The following is a 13,553-nucleotide window of genomic DNA, read 5'->3' as shown; positions in this document are numbered from 1 at the left end:
AGGGGTGCTCACCGGGCGGCAGGATCACGGCGGCGGCCACCACCGGCCCGGCCAGCGCCCCGCGCCCGGCCTCGTCCACGCCGCCCACGTAGAGGCCGGCGGCCCACCAGTCGGCTTCGGGAAATTCCACGCCCCTAATCTACTCGAGGCTCCCCGCGGGAGCGCCAGGGGCGCCGGGGTCGTTTGACCCTATGCCCGCCTCGGCCGTAGGGCCCAGTATGAAGGAGCCACAACCCGAGGAGGTGGGTTTATGGTCAGCACAAAAACAACGTCGGTCCGGCAGTGGATGACCGCCGACCCCGTCACCGTCACCCCCGAAACCACTGTCCCCGACGCCGCGCTCATCATGCGGCAGGGGGGCTTCCGGCGCCTGCCCGTGGTGGAGGACGGCAAATTGGTGGGCATCGTCACCGACCGCGACCTCAAGGAGGCCATGCCCTCCGACGCGACGTCGCTTTCGATCTGGGAGATCAACTACCTCGTCGCCAAGCTGCCGGTGCGCGAGGTGATGAGCTACCCGGTGATCAGCATCGACGAGAGCGCCACGCTCGAGCAGGCCGCCAAGACCATGCTGGAGAACAAGCTGGGCGGGCTGCCCGTAGTCTCGGGCGAGAAGCTGGTGGGCATCGTCACGGTGAGTGACGTGCTGCGGGCCTTCGTACACCCCGGGGCCAACTGAGCCCCGAGAGGCTTGGAGCCGGTTGCTCTGGCAACCGGCTTTTTGCTGACCCCAAGGGTTTACTCGGCGATTCCCTTTTGGGCTAAAACAGGTTGCGAAACATGCCATGTCTTGCCATGACATACTGGGATCATGGCAACCAGATACCGCTTTTCGGTCGAGGAGTTCGAGCGGCTGTTTGCCGAGGTGAAAGGCGTTGAGCTGCTCGAGGGAGAGATCTACGAGATGAGCCCAATTGGACCAAAGCATGCGGCGGCAGTCGGGCGCATGACCGGCACGCTGGCTTCTCGATTCGCCGGCCGGGCCGTGATCTGGGTTCAAAACCCCCTTCGCATCCCACCCTCCTCGGAACTGCAGCCCGACCTCATGTTGCTGCTGCCTCCAGACGGACGCTACGAGAGCCGCCTGGCTGAACCGGCCGATGTTCTGCTCGTTGTCGAGGTCGGCGACAGCACCCTGAGCTACGACCGCGAACACAAGCTACCGCTGTATGCTGAGGCTGGCATCCCTGAATACTGGATTCTCAATCTCGTAGACGACGTTTTGGAGGTTTACCGGGAGCCCATCGGGCGCAACTACCGCTCGAGGACGCTCTACCGCAGCGGGGAACCCGTGGAGTTCATGGGGGAGCGGCTGGGGTGGTGGTAGGTGCCCGCCCGGCCATCTTGACAAGCCGGTATACCTTGTATAACCTTGCTTCCGGGATGATCTTAAGTGCAAAAAAACCAGTTGCCGGGGGGCTAGCCTGAGCTAGTCCGCGCGACTGCGTATCCCGGCCCGCCACACCGCGCGGGCCGAGTTTTTTTGCAAGCACCCGAGGGGACCATGGGCAACGCTCACGCACAAAGCAGGCGCATCGAGGTCGTGGACACCACCTTCCGCGACGGCCAGCAGTCGCCGCTGCTCTTCGACACCGAGAAGTACCGCTTCACCCTCGAGGAGAAGAAGCTGCTCCTGGCGGGCCTGCTCGAGCTGGGCGTTACCCACGTCGAGTTCTTCTCGCCCGTGGTGGGCATGGCCGAGGAGCGCGACGTGCGCGAGCTCATCGCCTACGCCAAGGGCCTCACCGGCCGTGAGCTGCGTTTCCTGGCCCACTGCCGCTGCCACCCCGACGACATCGAGCGCTCGCTCGAGGTCGGCTGCAACGGGCTCAACCTCTACCTGGGCGTCTCGCCGCTGGCCCAGCGGCACAACGCGCAGAAGAGCCTCGAGGAGGCCGTCGCCCTGGCGAGCGAGGTGATCCGCAGCACCCGCGAGCGCCACCCCGGCCTCTACCTCCGCTTCAGCGCCGAGGACGCCTTCCGCACGCCCAAAGAGGACCTCTTCCGGCTCTACGACGCGGTCGCCCCCTACGTCGACACCCTGGGCATGCCCGACACGGTCGGCATGGCCGAGCCGGAGGACGTGACGGCGCTGGTGTGCGCGCTGCGCGAGCGCTACCCGGGCGTGGACCTCGAGTGCCACTTCCACAACGACCGGGGCCTGGCCCTCGCCAACGTGCTCGCCGCCGTGCGGGCAGGGGTGCGCTACGTGGACGCCTCCATCTGGGGCCTGGCCGAGCGCTCGGGGATCCCCTCGGTGACGGGGGTGCTCTTCAACCTCTCCAAGCGCCACCCCGAGCTCGCCGAGCAGTACCAGCTCAGCCAGTGCTACCCCCTCAACGTGCTCATGGCCTCGATCCTGGGCACCCTGGTGCCCTACACCGAGCCGGTCTCGCTCACCAACCGCACCCACACCGCCGGGGTCCACCAGAAGGCCGTGCTCAACGAGAAAAAAGTCTACGAGGCCCACAACCTCCACGACTTCGGCGTGGACAAGAACCAGCTCCTGCTGGGGCCGCTGTCGGGCTGGAACCTGATCTACTACTACCTCAAGGAGGTGGAGGCGCTCGAGATCACCAAGGAGCAGGCCAAGGAGATCACCCACGAGTTCAAGAGCCGCACCCACGAGATCGGGCGCAGCAAGAAGCCCGAGGAACTGCTGCTCGAGCTCGCCCAATCCCACGGCATCCGCAAGCACGCGCTGCCGGAGGAAGTGCCTACCGCCCGCTTGGAGAACCTGGACTGAGGGATATGTCAAAGTTTCCGATATTCTTCCTCACTCAGCCCGATGTCCCTGAGAATTTTATGGTAGGTACCTTTCTTGAGTTCCTTCCGATGGAACGGAATCACCGTTCTGCGCCTATCCGGGTGGATTACGATTCGATGGCTGCCTTTGCCTGGTTCCTACTCGAATCCGATGCGCTTAAGTTTACGAAGCACTTCTTCGGGTTTAGGGGGCATTCACTTCCACCTCTACCCACTCCCCATCCGGCTCGGGGATCGGAAGACCCCGGCGTTTCAGCGCGTCAAGGAGCCCCTCGAGCGCTTCCAAAACGTTGCCGATGGCTTCCTCACGGGTATCGCCGGCAGAATGAACCCCAGGAACCGCCGGGACATCCGCCAGCCAGACCCCCGGCTCTTCCGGATCTTCGTAGACGTGTACCCAATACCTGCGTTTCATACCCTGATTTTAGGAGGTCGAGATGGGCCTAACCCTAGCCGAAAAAATCCTTTCCCAGCGGGCCGGGCGCGAGGTGCGGGCCGGTGAGCTGGTGGTGGTGGAGGTGGACCAGGTGATGGTGGTGGACTCCATCGCCGGGAGCTTCTTCAAGCGGCTCGAGCAGCTCGGGGCCATGCCCCGCTACCCGGAAAAAGTCGCCATCGTCATCGACCACGTGGCCCCGGCGGCCAACGTGGAGGTGGCGAAGGCGCAGAAGGAGATCCGGGAGTGGGGCCAGCGGGTGGGCTGCCGGGTCTTCGACGTGGGGCGCGGCATCTGCCACCAGGTGCTCGTCGAGGAGCGGCTGGCCCTGCCCGGCGGGATCGTGCTGGGCTCGGACTCCCACTCCACCACCTACGGCGGCGTGGCCTGCTTCGGCAGCGGGATGGGGGCTACCGACATCGCGCTGGCGGCGGCCTCGGGCCGCACCTGGCTGCGGGTGCCCGAGAGCGTGAAGGTGACCTTCCGGGGCCGGCTGAACCCCGCGGTGAGCGCGAAGGACGCGGCGCTCGAGATGGTCCGGGTCCTCACCGCCGACGGGGCGACGTACATGAGCGTGGAGATCCACCTCGAGGACGGCGCCGAGTCCCTCACCCGCAGCCAGCGCCTGACCCTGGCCAACCTCAGTGTGGAGGCCGGGGCTAAGTGCGGGCTGGTGGTGCCCAGCGGCGAGATCCTGGAGCTTTACGACGTGCCCGGCTGGCTCTACCCCGACCCGGACGCGGCCTACGTGCGCGAGGTGGAGATCGATCTTTCGGCCCTGACCCCGCGTGTCTCGGTGCCCTTCTACGTGGACAACGTGCAGACGGTGGACTCGGTGATGGGCAAGAAGGTGGACCAGGTCTTCGTGGGCACCTGCACCAACGGGCGCCTCGACGACCTGCACGAGGTGGCCGAGGTGCTGCGCGGGCGCAGGGTCGCGCCCGGCGTGCGGATGCTGGTGATCCCGGCCAGTTCGCAGGTGCTCGAGGAGGCCACCGCTGACGGCACGCTCCTCACCATCCTGCAGGCCGGGGCCACGCTGGGGACGCCGGGTTGTGGGCCTTGCATGGGCCGCCACCAGGGGGTGCTGGCTCCGGGGGAGGTCTGCGTCAGCACGTCCAACCGCAACTTCAAGGGGCGGATGGGCGCCGCCGACGCCGAGATCTACCTGGCTTCTCCAAGGGTGGCGGCGGCGAGCGCGGTGGCCGGGTTCATCACCACGCCGGAGGCGCTGAACGCCGAACGCCCAACGCCCAACGCCTGAAGGAGATGGCCTTGTCTACGCCTTACACCACGCTGGAACGCTTCCTCGAGCACTGGGACGGGGTGCGGATGGTCACGCTCAAGCTGCTGGAGAGCTTCACCGAGCACGACCTGAATTACCGCCTGGTGGAGGACTGGCGCAGCGTGGGCGAACTCTTCCACCACATCGGCGGGCACCAGTTCTACGCCTGCCGCGGGGCCCTGTTGGGGCGCTGGGAGCCCGAGCCCGGCGAGCCCGACGCGAACTGGAACGCCCACCGCGCCCGGGTCGTGGGCTCGAAGGAAGCGCTGCGCGGCTGGCTGGTGGGCGTTCAGGGCCTGGTCCGCTCGTGGGCCGAATCGGCGGGCGAGGGGCGGCTCGAGGACTTCCGCCCCGACAACCCCTGGCACGAGGGGATGCGCGGCTGGCTGCTGCTCCAGCACGCCTACCAGGACGAGGTCCACCACCGGGGCGAGCTCTACGCCATCGCGCGGCTCCTGGACCGGGAGGTGCCCGAGGTCTTCGCGGTGGAGCACCCCGACTACTGGGAGCCCCGCAAGTGGAAGTGACGCGCGCAAGGGTGCGAGGCCTCGCGCCCTAAGGAGAGGAACCCGATGGCACGGATCTGGAAATTCGGCGACTCCATCAACACCGACGACATCCTGCCGGGCAAGTATGCCCCGTTCATGGTGGGCGAGGACAAGTTCCACACCTACGCCTTCGCCCACTTCCGCCCCGAATTCGCCCAGGGCTACAAGCCCGGCGACGTCCTGGTGGCGGGGCGCAACACCGGGCTGGGCTCCTCGCGCGAGTACGCCCCCGAGGCGCTCAAGCGCCTGGGCCTGCGGGCGATCATCGCCAAGAGCTACGCCCGCATCTTCTACCGCAACCTGGTCAACCTGGGCATCATGCCCTTCGAGGCCCCCGAGGTGGTGGACGCCCTGCACGACGGCGACGAGGTGGAGCTCGAGTTCGAGCGCGGCGTGCTGCGCCGGGGGAGCGAGACCTTCCGGCTCACCCCCCCGCCCGGCTTCCTGCTCGAGGCCCTCAAGGAGGGCAGCATCCTCGAGTACTACCGCAAGTACGGCCGGTTCCCGGGGGAGGGGCGCCCTTAAACTAGGGGGACTGGAGGTTGCCATGGACGAGATCGAGATCGTATGCCCCGCCTGCAACGACCCGCTGTACATCCCCGCCGAGGAGTACGACGAACTGGTGGAAGGCGACGTGATGGAGTGCGAGAACTGCGGCGCGGCGCTGGAGTTCCTATCGCTCGAGCCGCTCGAGGTGGTCGTGGTGGAGGGCGGCGAGGACGCCTTCTTCGTCGACTGCCCCCGCTGCGGCACCCCCATCGAGGTCGAGGAGGAGGGCGAGCCCGTGACCTGCCCCGAGTGCGGCTACGCCTTCACCCCGGACTGGTCGGAGGTGGAGGAAGAGGAAGAAGCCTAGTCGCTCATAGCTGCGAAGCTATAGCAATGAACGAAACGCGAAGGAGGAAAAACCATGACAGCCGAATGCGTCGAATGCGGAAGCCCTATCGAACTGGATAACCCCGAACTTGGCGAGCTGGTCGTCTGCGACACCTGCGGGGCCGAACTCGAGGTCACCGGCCTCGACCCGCTCAAGCTCGAGGCCGCCCCCGAGGAAGCCGAGGACTGGGGGGAATAGGCGCTACGCGCCGCCGGGAGCCGGGGGCCGGGGGCCAGGGGTTCAGCCCCGCGCCCTCGACCCTCGACCCTTGACCCCCGACACGACTATGCTAGCCATCCTCTACGACCGCATCCGCCCCGACGAGGAGATGCTCTTCAAGGCCGCCGAGGCCTTGGGCATCCCCTTCAAGAAGATCTACGCCAAGCAGCTCCCCATGCGGCTGGGGTCTCGCCCAGCCGAGCTCGAGGGCGTCACCACCGCCGTCGAGCGATTGGTGAGCCAGAGCAAGGGCCTGGCGGTGAGCCGCTACCTCACCAGCCTGGGCATCCCGGTGGTCAACCGGCCCGAGGTGATCGAGGTCTGCGGCGACAAGTGGGCCACGAGCTGCGCCCTGGAGGCCCACGGCGTGCCGCAGCCCCGCACCGCGCTCGCCACCGAGGGCGAGGAAGCCCTCAAGCTCATCGAGGAGATGGGCTACCCGGTGGTGATGAAGCCGGTGGTGGGGAGCTGGGGCCGCCTGCTCTCCAAGATCAACGACCGCGACGCCGCCGAGACCGTCTTGGAGCACAAGGAGGTCCTGGGCGGCTACCAGCACCAGCTCTACTACGTCCAGGAGCTCGTGGACAAGGGAGGCCGCGACATCCGGGCCTTCGTGGTGGGCGACACCTGCATCGGGGCGATCTACCGCTCGAGCGAGCACTGGATCACCAACACCGCCCGCGGCGGCAAGGCTTCGAATTGCCCGGTCACGCCCGAACTCGCCGACGTGGCCGTGCGGGCCGCCAAGGCGGTGGGCGGCGGCGTGGTCGCCATCGACCTCTTCGAGTCGCCCAGGGGGCTCTTGGTCAACGAGGTCAACCACACCATGGAGTTCAAGAACTCGGTGAGCACGACGGGCGTGGACATCCCGGGGAAGATCCTCGAGTACGCCTGGAGCATCCGCCGCTCGTGAGGCGCTAGGGCCGCGCCCGGCTCTGCCCGGTGGCGATTCCCCCCGCGATCAGGTGGGCCGTGCGCAGGGGTTCGGGGATGTTGGAGTGAAGGGCGAAGCGCCGGACGGCCCGCTCGGCCTGCTCGAGGCTCAGCCCGGCCCGCTGCACGTAAACCCCGGCCACGGGTTCGGGGAGGCCCGCTTTCTCGATGAGGGCCCACTTGCGCCTGCCGCCGGGCACCTTGCCCAGGAGCGTCTCGCGGATGGCCTCGAGGCCGGGCATCCGGCGGGTCACCACCAGCACGGGGCGCTCCAAGGTCTCGGAGAGCCGGTGGATGTCCACCACGTTGAACCCGGCCAGGGCAATGCCCTGCAGGAAGACGAGCTGCAGGCTGGCGTTGAACTTCGAACGCAGCACCAGCCGGGCCAGGACCTCGGTGCTGTTGCGCCCGTCGCGGCGGATTTCCCCGCGCAGGACGCCCTCGAGGCGCGCCCCGGCGTACACCGCCCCCACCATGCTCACGTCGCCCCGGTGGTCGCGGGGGAAGGGGAAGTCGTCGAAGCCGACGGCGTGGGAGAGTTTGGAGGGCTTCATCAAAATGGGGTCTGGGGCGGGAGACCCCGGCCAGGTTTGGTCGGGGAGGGATAGCCCCCGGGTGTACGGGCGAAGCCCGTCCCGATAGGGGATCGTCCCCAGGCCGCCGTCAGGCGGCTGTACCCACTCACCTCCTCCGGCTGTGAAGCGTTTTTTGCTAAAGTGCTTGTGTGGCTGCTGAGGCTACCAGGCACTCCTTCGGGAGAAACGGCTGTTCGCCTGTGATGCAGACCGTTTCGCAGCAGGGGCAACCCTGCTGGGCGGTTGTCAACCCGCCGAACGTGGGGGAAGCGAATCGTGCTCTGCATGGTTCTGTCCCTGCAAGCCCTGACCGGAACCCGTTAGGGGTTGGTCAGGGTAGTTGACGGGAAACTGCCTGGACGATAACACACGCCCAAGTAGGCTGGGGTCGGGCATGCTCTACACCCTCGGTCACTCCAACCACAGCGCCGAGAGATTCCTCGAGCTGCTGCGGCAGCACGGCATCGAAGCGGTGGCCGACGTGCGCTCGCAGCCGGTCTCGAGGTTCTCCCCCCACTTTCGTAAACAAAACCTCGAGCGTCTTTTGTCCGAACACGGGGTTGAGTACGTCTGGCTCGAGACCCTCGGCGGGCGGCCCAAGGACTCTCAGCTTTACGATGAATCGGGCCGCCCCGACTACGCGAAAATGGCCGAGTCAAAAGCTTTCCGAGAGGGGCTCGAGGCGCTGAAAAGGCTCGCCTCCGGGCGCCGGGTTGCCGTGCTGTGCAGCGAGGAGGACCCTAACCGCTGCCACCGCAGGCTGCTGGTGGTGAAGGCCCTCACCGGGGAAAACCCGGCGCTGGCGGCGGAGATTTACCACATCCGCAAGGGCGGGACGGCGCAGGCCGAGGCGGAGCTGGCCCGGTTCGACCCGCCGCCGGGCCTGTGGTAGCCAAAGGCCCCGGCATCGGATATGCTGTTGCCTTGATTTTGGGGATGCCAATGGAGAAAAAGACCGTTTCCATCGTGGGGGGCTCCGGCTACGCCGGGGGCGAGTTCTTGCGGCTGGCGCTGGGGCACCCCGGCCTCGAGGTCAAGCAGGTCACCTCGAGGCGCTACCTGGGCGACCCGGTGAACCTGGTCCACCCCAACCTGCGCGGGCGCACCAACCTCAAGTTCTCCGACCCCGCCGCGCTCGAGCCCTGCGACGTGCTGGTGCTCTCCATGCCCCACGGCGTCGCGGCCAAGGAGTTCGACAAGTACCGGGGCCTCGCGCCCGTCATCCTCGACCTCTCCGCCGACTTCCGGCTCAAGAACCTCGAGCTCTACCGGAAGTACTACGGCGAGGAGCACCCCCGCCCCGACCTGGTGGGGCAGTGGGTCTACGGGAACCCCGAGCTGCACCGCGAGGCCCTGAAGAGCGCCAACCACATCGCCTGCTGCGGCTGCAACGCCACCGCCATCCTGCTGGGGCTCTACCCCCTCATCCGGGAGGGGGTGCTGGCCCCCAAGCCCATCTTCGCCACCGTCATGATCTCGACCAGCGCCGCCGGGGCCGAGCCTAGCCTGGCCTCGCACCACCCCGAGCGCGCGGGCTCCATCCGGGCGTACAAGCCCACCGGGCACCGCCACACCGCCGAGGTCCTCGAGAACCTCCCTGGCAAGCCCGAGCTCTACCTCACCGCCGTCGCCACCGACCGGGTGCGCGGCATCCTCATGACCGCCCAGACCTTCCTGCAGGACGGTTGGAGCGAGCGCGACGTGTGGCAGGCCTACCGCAACGTCTACGGCTCCGAGCCCTTCATCCGCATGGTCAAGGTGCGCAAGGGCATCCACCGCTACCCCGACCCGGGCGTGGTGGAGGGCACCAACTACTGCGACATCGGCTTCGAGCTCGAGGAGGACACCGGCCGCCTGGTGGTCATCAGCGCCATCGACAACCTGGTCAAGGGCACCGCCGGCCACGCCATCCAGTCGCTCAACGTGCGCATGGGCTGGCCGGAGACGACCGGGCTGGAGTTCACGGGGTTACATCCTTAAAAGCGGTCAGCCATCAGCGGTCAGCCGTCAGCCTGTAGCTCGTGGTAAACCCCTCCCCGGCCCTCCCGCCGGCGGGGAGGGTTTATCCCCCCCAGCCCCCCTTGTTAAGGGGGGTGAAGAAAAGGCGTTTAGCTATCAGCCATCTCCTACGCCGAGCCGCCGCTTGGGTGTAGTTTTTTTCTATGGAGCCCCCTCCCTCGAGCCAGCCCCCCGACCTGCCGGGGCTGGTGCAGGCGCTCGAGCTGATCCCCCACCCGGCCTACCTGGCCGACGCGGAGGGGCGGGTGCTCCACGTCAACCGGCGCTGGAGCGCGTACACCGGGCGCGGCCTGGAGGGCTCGAGGGGCTTTCCCGACCCCGCGCTGCTCTACCCCGAGGAGGGTGAGGCGGTGCGAGGGGCCTTGCGGGACGGGGCGGCGTTCGAGCGCACCTGCCGGCTGATGCGCCACGACGGCGCGTACGGCTGGTTCTTGCTGCGCCTCGAGCCGGTGACGGGGGAGGGCGGCGAGGTCGCGGCGTGGGTGGGCATCTTCACCGACGTGCACGAGCGCAAGGTGCAGGAGGAGCGGCTGAGCTTCCTGGCGGCGGCGAGCGAGCGGCTGAGCCTCTCCCGCGACCCGCAGCAGACCCTGGCGGAGGTCGCCCGGCTGGCGGTGCCGGTGCTGGGGGACTGGTGCGGGGTCTACCTGCCCGGGCCGGGCGGCACCCTCGAGCCCCTGGTGGTCCACCACGCCGACGGGGCCAAGGTCGAGCTCGTGCACCGCATGCTGCGGCGCTACCCCATCCGCCAGGACGCCCCGCAGGGCACCGGCGCGGCCTACCGCGCCGGGAAGGCCCAACTCCTGCCCGTGATCACCGACGCCCTGCTCGAGGCGCTGGTGGCCGACCCCGAGCGGCTGGCGACGCTCAAGGGGCTCGAGCTGCGCTCGGGCATGAGCCTGCCGATGGTGTGGGGCGGGGAGGTGCTGGGGGTGATCGACGTGGCTTCCTCCGACCCCCACCGCCGCTACGGCGAGGCCGACGTGGCTTTGGGCGAGGAGTTCGCCCGCCGGGCCGCGGCCGCGCTGGCTAATGCCCGGCTCTTCGCGCAGGAGCGGCGGGGGCGGCAGCGGGCCGAGGTTTTGCGGCGGCTGGCCCAGGCCCTGGCGGCCACGCTCGAGCCGGCCGGGGTGTGCGAGGTGGCGATGCGCGAGGCGTCGGGGGTGCTGGGGGCGGTGTACGGCGGGCTCTACCTGCTGGAGGGCCAGGCCCTGCGGGCGGTGAGCTGGACCGAGCGGGGCTCGGCGCTGCGCGAGCGCTACCGGGAGGTCCCCCTCGTCGCGGGCGTGCCCCTGGCCGACAGCGCCCGCGACGGGCGGCCGCGCTGGTTCGGCTCGGCCGCCGACTTCGCCCGGCAGTACCCCCACCTCGAGGCGCAGATCCGGGCGCTGGGCACCGAGGCCTCGGTGAGCCTGCCCCTGGCGGCCGACGGCCGGGTGCTGGGCTGCTTGGTCTTCGCCTTCGCGGACGCGCGGGAGTGGGACAGCGAGGAGCGCGACTTCCTGCTGACGCTCGGCGGGCTGGTAGCGCAGGCCCTCGAGCGGGCCCGGCTGTATGAGGGCCTGCGGGCCTCGGAGGAGTGGCTGCGCCTGGCGCTGCAGTCGGGGCGCATGGGGGCGTGGGACTGGGACCTGGCCACCGGCGAGCAGCGCTGGCTGCCGGAGCAGGAGGCGCTGTTCGGCCTGGAGCCCAGCACCCTGGACCATCACGTTGACGACTTCTACCGCATCGTCCACCCCGACGACCGCGAGCGCATCGCCGCCAACGCCGAGCGGGCCGCGGCGGCGGGCCAGGAGTTCGTGGAGGAGGAGTACCGCATCGTGCGGCCCGACGGCCAGGTGCGCTGGATCGCCAGCCGTTCGCGCTTCTACCGCGACGCCGCCGGCCGGGTGGTGCGCATGAGCGGCGTCAACATGGACGTCACCGGGCGCAAGCAGGCCGAGGAGGCGCTGCGCGAGAGCGAGGAGCGCTTCCGCCAGCTCGCCGAGACCATCCCCCAACTGGCCTGGATGGCCGACGCCAGCGGCCACGTCTTCTGGTACAACCAGCGCTGGTACGACTACACCGGCACTACGCTCGAGGAGATGGAGGGCTGGGGCTGGGAGGCCGTGCACGACCCCGAGCTGCTGCCGGAGGTGCTGCGGCGCTGGCGGGCCTCGCTGCAAAGCGGCGAGCCCTTCGACATGACCTTCCCGCTGCGCGGGGCCGACGGGGTGTTCCGCCCCTTCCTCACCCGGGTCATGCCCTTCCGCGACGCCTCGGGCCGCGTGGCCCGCTGGTTCGGCACCAACACCGACGTCGCCGAGCGCCAGCGGGCGGAGGAGGCGCTGCGGCAGAGCGAGGAGCGCTACCGGCGGCTGGCCGAGGCCCAGAAGCGCTTCGTGGCCGACGCCGCCCACGAGCTGCGCGCCCCTCTCACGGCCATCCAGGGCAACCTCGAGCTGCTGCTGCAATTCCGGGACATGGGCGAACCCGACTACACCGAGGCGCTGAGCGACGCGGTGCGCGAGGCCCAGCGGCTGTCGCGCCTGGTCAACGACATGCTCGCCCTGGCCCGCGGCGACGCCGGCCAGCGGCTGCGGCTAGGGCCCGTGCGCCTCGACGAGGTGCTGCGGGCCGCCTTCACCACCGCGAAGAGCCTGGGCAATAACCACCGCCTGGAGCTGGGCCCCCTGCCCGCCCTGACGGTGCCGGGCGACGCCGACCGGCTCAAGCAGCTCGCTTTGATCCTGCTGGAGAACGCCCTCAAGTACACCCCCGAGGGCGGGGAGGTGCGCCTGGAGCTCGCCCGTAGCGAAGGCTGGGCCGAATTCCGCGTCAGCGACACCGGCGCCGGCATCGCCCCCGAGCACCTGCCCCACGTCTTCGAGCGCTTCTACCGCGCCGACCCCTCCCGCTCGCGCGACTCGGGCGGCACCGGGCTGGGCCTGTCCATCGCCAAGTGGATCATCGAGCAGCACCGTGGGGAGATCCGGCTCGAGAGCGAAGTCGGCAAGGGCACGGTCGCGATGGTGCGGCTGCCCGCGGGGCACGACCCCGGCCCTACCCTGCCATAAGTGGGGGGCGTTTCTAACCAATTACGGTTAGTCCCCCGGAATGCGCCCCTGCTAGGCTCACTGCATAGGACCGGAGCGCGGCCGGCCTTTCGCCGCCGCTTCCCGCGTGCCGTGCGGGGTTCGGGCGGCCCGGGCGCGGCCCCCGAGCCCGGCGAAGGAGGGGATGAGTATGCACGACGAGCGGCCGGTGGGCGCCCTGATGGTGATTTCCCTGGTGTTCATCTTCGTGGTGGTGTTCTGGCTGGCCCACTTCCTGGGCTACCTCTCGAGGAGCGGCGCATGAACGAGTCCCATCACGCCTTCGAGCGCTACGAGGCCATCTGGCTGCGGGTGGTGCTGGTGATGATCCTGGTCTTCCTGGTGCTCATCGCCTACACCGCGCTCAACTACGGCCAGACCATCCCGCGCGGGGCGGGCCAGATCCGGGTGGGCGAGGTGCGCGCCGGGAGCGAGTTCGCCAACCCGCGGCTCGAGCAGGTGGGCAACGAGTACGTGGCCTACGTGCAGGCCTTCGCCTTCGGCTATTCCCCGGGCGAGATGCGGGTGAAGCGGGGCCGCAAGGTGACCTTCTACGTCGCCAGCCCTGACGTGGTGCACGGCTTCATGATCGAGCGCACCAACATCAACGTGGAGGTGGTGCCCGGCTACGTCTCCAAGGTGGAGTACACCTTCGACCGCCCCGGCACCTACAAGATCATCTGCCACCAGTACTGCGGCCTGGGCCACGCCAAGATGCTCAGCCGCATCGTGGTCGAGGAGTGAGCGTCGGGGGGGCGGCCCGTAACCAAGAGCTTTTCCACGAGCCACGGGCCTCGAGCCGCCCTCCTCCCTCGACCCTC

Annotated in this window: 16 protein-coding genes and 2 pseudogenes; 14 read left to right on the top strand and 4 right to left on the bottom strand. The window is 68.8% G+C overall.

All coding sequences use genetic code 11. The features are described from left to right. Positions 1 to 130: pseudogene (locus MEICH_RS23105) on the bottom strand (ribonuclease HII); the annotation flags it as partial. Positions 131 to 250: 120 nt separating this feature from the next. Between MEICH_RS23105 and MEICH_RS0102045 the strand changes: the two are divergent. The 3 genes from MEICH_RS0102045 to MEICH_RS0102035 all read left to right on the top strand — a co-directional run bounded on the left by MEICH_RS0102045 (position 251) and on the right by MEICH_RS0102035 (position 2,746). Then, entirely contained in the window at positions 251 to 679 is a 429-nt protein-coding gene (locus MEICH_RS0102045) for a CBS domain-containing protein (RefSeq protein WP_036218167.1), read from the top strand. A 132-nt stretch (positions 680 to 811) separates the two neighbouring features. Next, the gene (locus MEICH_RS0102040) at positions 812 to 1,327 is read left to right on the top strand and encodes a Uma2 family endonuclease (protein ID WP_027891242.1); all 516 of its coding nucleotides are present in this window, start codon (positions 812 to 814) and stop codon (positions 1,325 to 1,327) included. 177 nt (positions 1,328 to 1,504) lie between these two features. Then, the gene (locus tag MEICH_RS0102035; protein ID WP_027891241.1) at positions 1,505 to 2,746 is read left to right on the top strand and encodes a LeuA family protein; all 1,242 of its coding nucleotides are present in this window, start codon (positions 1,505 to 1,507) and stop codon (positions 2,744 to 2,746) included. 8 nt (positions 2,747 to 2,754) lie between these two features. Here the strand turns inward: MEICH_RS0102035 and MEICH_RS29965 are convergent. Further along, a pseudogene (locus tag MEICH_RS29965) lies at positions 2,755 to 2,886 on the bottom strand (type II toxin-antitoxin system HicA family toxin); the annotation flags it as partial. Positions 2,887 to 2,950: 64 nt separating this feature from the next. Next, complete coding sequence (locus MEICH_RS0102030) at positions 2,951 to 3,181, bottom strand: type II toxin-antitoxin system HicB family antitoxin (RefSeq protein WP_027891240.1); 231 nt, start codon at positions 3,179 to 3,181, stop codon at positions 2,951 to 2,953. A gap of 22 nt (positions 3,182 to 3,203) precedes the next feature. Here MEICH_RS0102030 and MEICH_RS0102025 point away from each other — a divergent pair, with 22 nt between their 5' ends. The 6 genes from MEICH_RS0102025 to lysX all read left to right on the top strand — a co-directional run bounded on the left by MEICH_RS0102025 (position 3,204) and on the right by lysX (position 7,044). Next, complete coding sequence (locus MEICH_RS0102025) at positions 3,204 to 4,466, top strand: 3-isopropylmalate dehydratase large subunit (protein WP_027891239.1); 1,263 nt, start codon at positions 3,204 to 3,206, stop codon at positions 4,464 to 4,466. 11 nt (positions 4,467 to 4,477) lie between these two features. Continuing rightward, a complete protein-coding gene (locus tag MEICH_RS0102020; RefSeq protein ID WP_169730624.1) occupies positions 4,478 to 5,014 on the top strand; it encodes a DinB family protein in 537 nt (178 codons plus the stop codon). Positions 5,015 to 5,059: 45 nt separating this feature from the next. Further along, complete coding sequence (locus tag MEICH_RS0102015; RefSeq protein ID WP_027891237.1) at positions 5,060 to 5,560, top strand: LeuD/DmdB family oxidoreductase small subunit; 501 nt, start codon at positions 5,060 to 5,062, stop codon at positions 5,558 to 5,560. 22 nt (positions 5,561 to 5,582) lie between these two features. Next, complete coding sequence (locus MEICH_RS0102010) at positions 5,583 to 5,891, top strand: TFIIB-type zinc ribbon-containing protein (RefSeq protein WP_027891236.1); 309 nt, start codon at positions 5,583 to 5,585, stop codon at positions 5,889 to 5,891. Between the two features lie 54 nt (positions 5,892 to 5,945). Next, positions 5,946 to 6,110 (top strand): lysine biosynthesis protein LysW, encoded by a 165-nt coding sequence (lysW, locus tag MEICH_RS0102005; RefSeq protein ID WP_027891235.1) that lies wholly within the window; start codon positions 5,946 to 5,948, stop codon positions 6,108 to 6,110. Positions 6,111 to 6,198: 88 nt separating this feature from the next. Next, positions 6,199 to 7,044 carry a lysine biosynthesis protein LysX gene (lysX, locus tag MEICH_RS0102000; RefSeq protein ID WP_027891234.1) on the top strand — a complete coding sequence of 282 codons (846 nt, stop codon included), beginning with the start codon at positions 6,199 to 6,201 and terminating at the stop codon, positions 7,042 to 7,044. A 4-nt stretch (positions 7,045 to 7,048) separates the two neighbouring features. Here the strand turns inward: lysX and MEICH_RS0101995 are convergent, their stop codons facing one another. Then, positions 7,049 to 7,618: an endonuclease dU gene (locus tag MEICH_RS0101995; protein WP_027891233.1), complete on the bottom strand. Its 570-nt coding sequence runs from the start codon at positions 7,616 to 7,618 to the stop codon at positions 7,049 to 7,051. 415 nt (positions 7,619 to 8,033) lie between these two features. Between MEICH_RS0101995 and MEICH_RS23100 the strand changes: the two genes are divergently transcribed. The 5 genes from MEICH_RS23100 to MEICH_RS0101970 all read left to right on the top strand — a co-directional run bounded on the left by MEICH_RS23100 (position 8,034) and on the right by MEICH_RS0101970 (position 13,476). Continuing rightward, on the top strand, positions 8,034 to 8,531 hold the full coding sequence (locus tag MEICH_RS23100) for a DUF488 domain-containing protein (protein ID WP_051303834.1): 498 nt from the start codon (positions 8,034 to 8,036) through the stop codon (positions 8,529 to 8,531). 50 nt (positions 8,532 to 8,581) lie between these two features. Continuing rightward, the gene (argC, locus tag MEICH_RS0101985) at positions 8,582 to 9,619 is read left to right on the top strand and encodes an N-acetyl-gamma-glutamyl-phosphate reductase (RefSeq protein ID WP_027891232.1); all 1,038 of its coding nucleotides are present in this window, start codon (positions 8,582 to 8,584) and stop codon (positions 9,617 to 9,619) included. Positions 9,620 to 9,801: 182 nt separating this feature from the next. Further along, entirely contained in the window at positions 9,802 to 12,714 is a 2,913-nt protein-coding gene (locus tag MEICH_RS0101980; RefSeq protein ID WP_027891231.1) for a PAS domain-containing protein, read from the top strand. 169 nt (positions 12,715 to 12,883) lie between these two features. Continuing rightward, the gene (locus tag MEICH_RS27700) at positions 12,884 to 12,997 is read left to right on the top strand and encodes a cytochrome c oxidase subunit 2A (protein WP_169730623.1); all 114 of its coding nucleotides are present in this window, start codon (positions 12,884 to 12,886) and stop codon (positions 12,995 to 12,997) included. Beyond that, positions 12,994 to 13,476, top strand: a complete 483-nt coding sequence (locus tag MEICH_RS0101970; protein WP_027891230.1) for a cytochrome c oxidase subunit II — start codon at positions 12,994 to 12,996, stop codon at positions 13,474 to 13,476. Before MEICH_RS27700 ends, MEICH_RS0101970 begins: the two co-directional genes overlap by 4 nt. Positions 13,477 to 13,553 lie beyond the last annotated feature (77 nt).

It is taken from the genome of Calidithermus chliarophilus DSM 9957, from assembly GCF_000430045.1.
Classification (GTDB): domain Bacteria; phylum Deinococcota; class Deinococci; order Deinococcales; family Thermaceae; genus Calidithermus; species Calidithermus chliarophilus.
The sequence above is the reverse complement of the archived record's forward strand: the minus strand, read 5'-3'. Positions and strand labels throughout refer to the sequence as shown.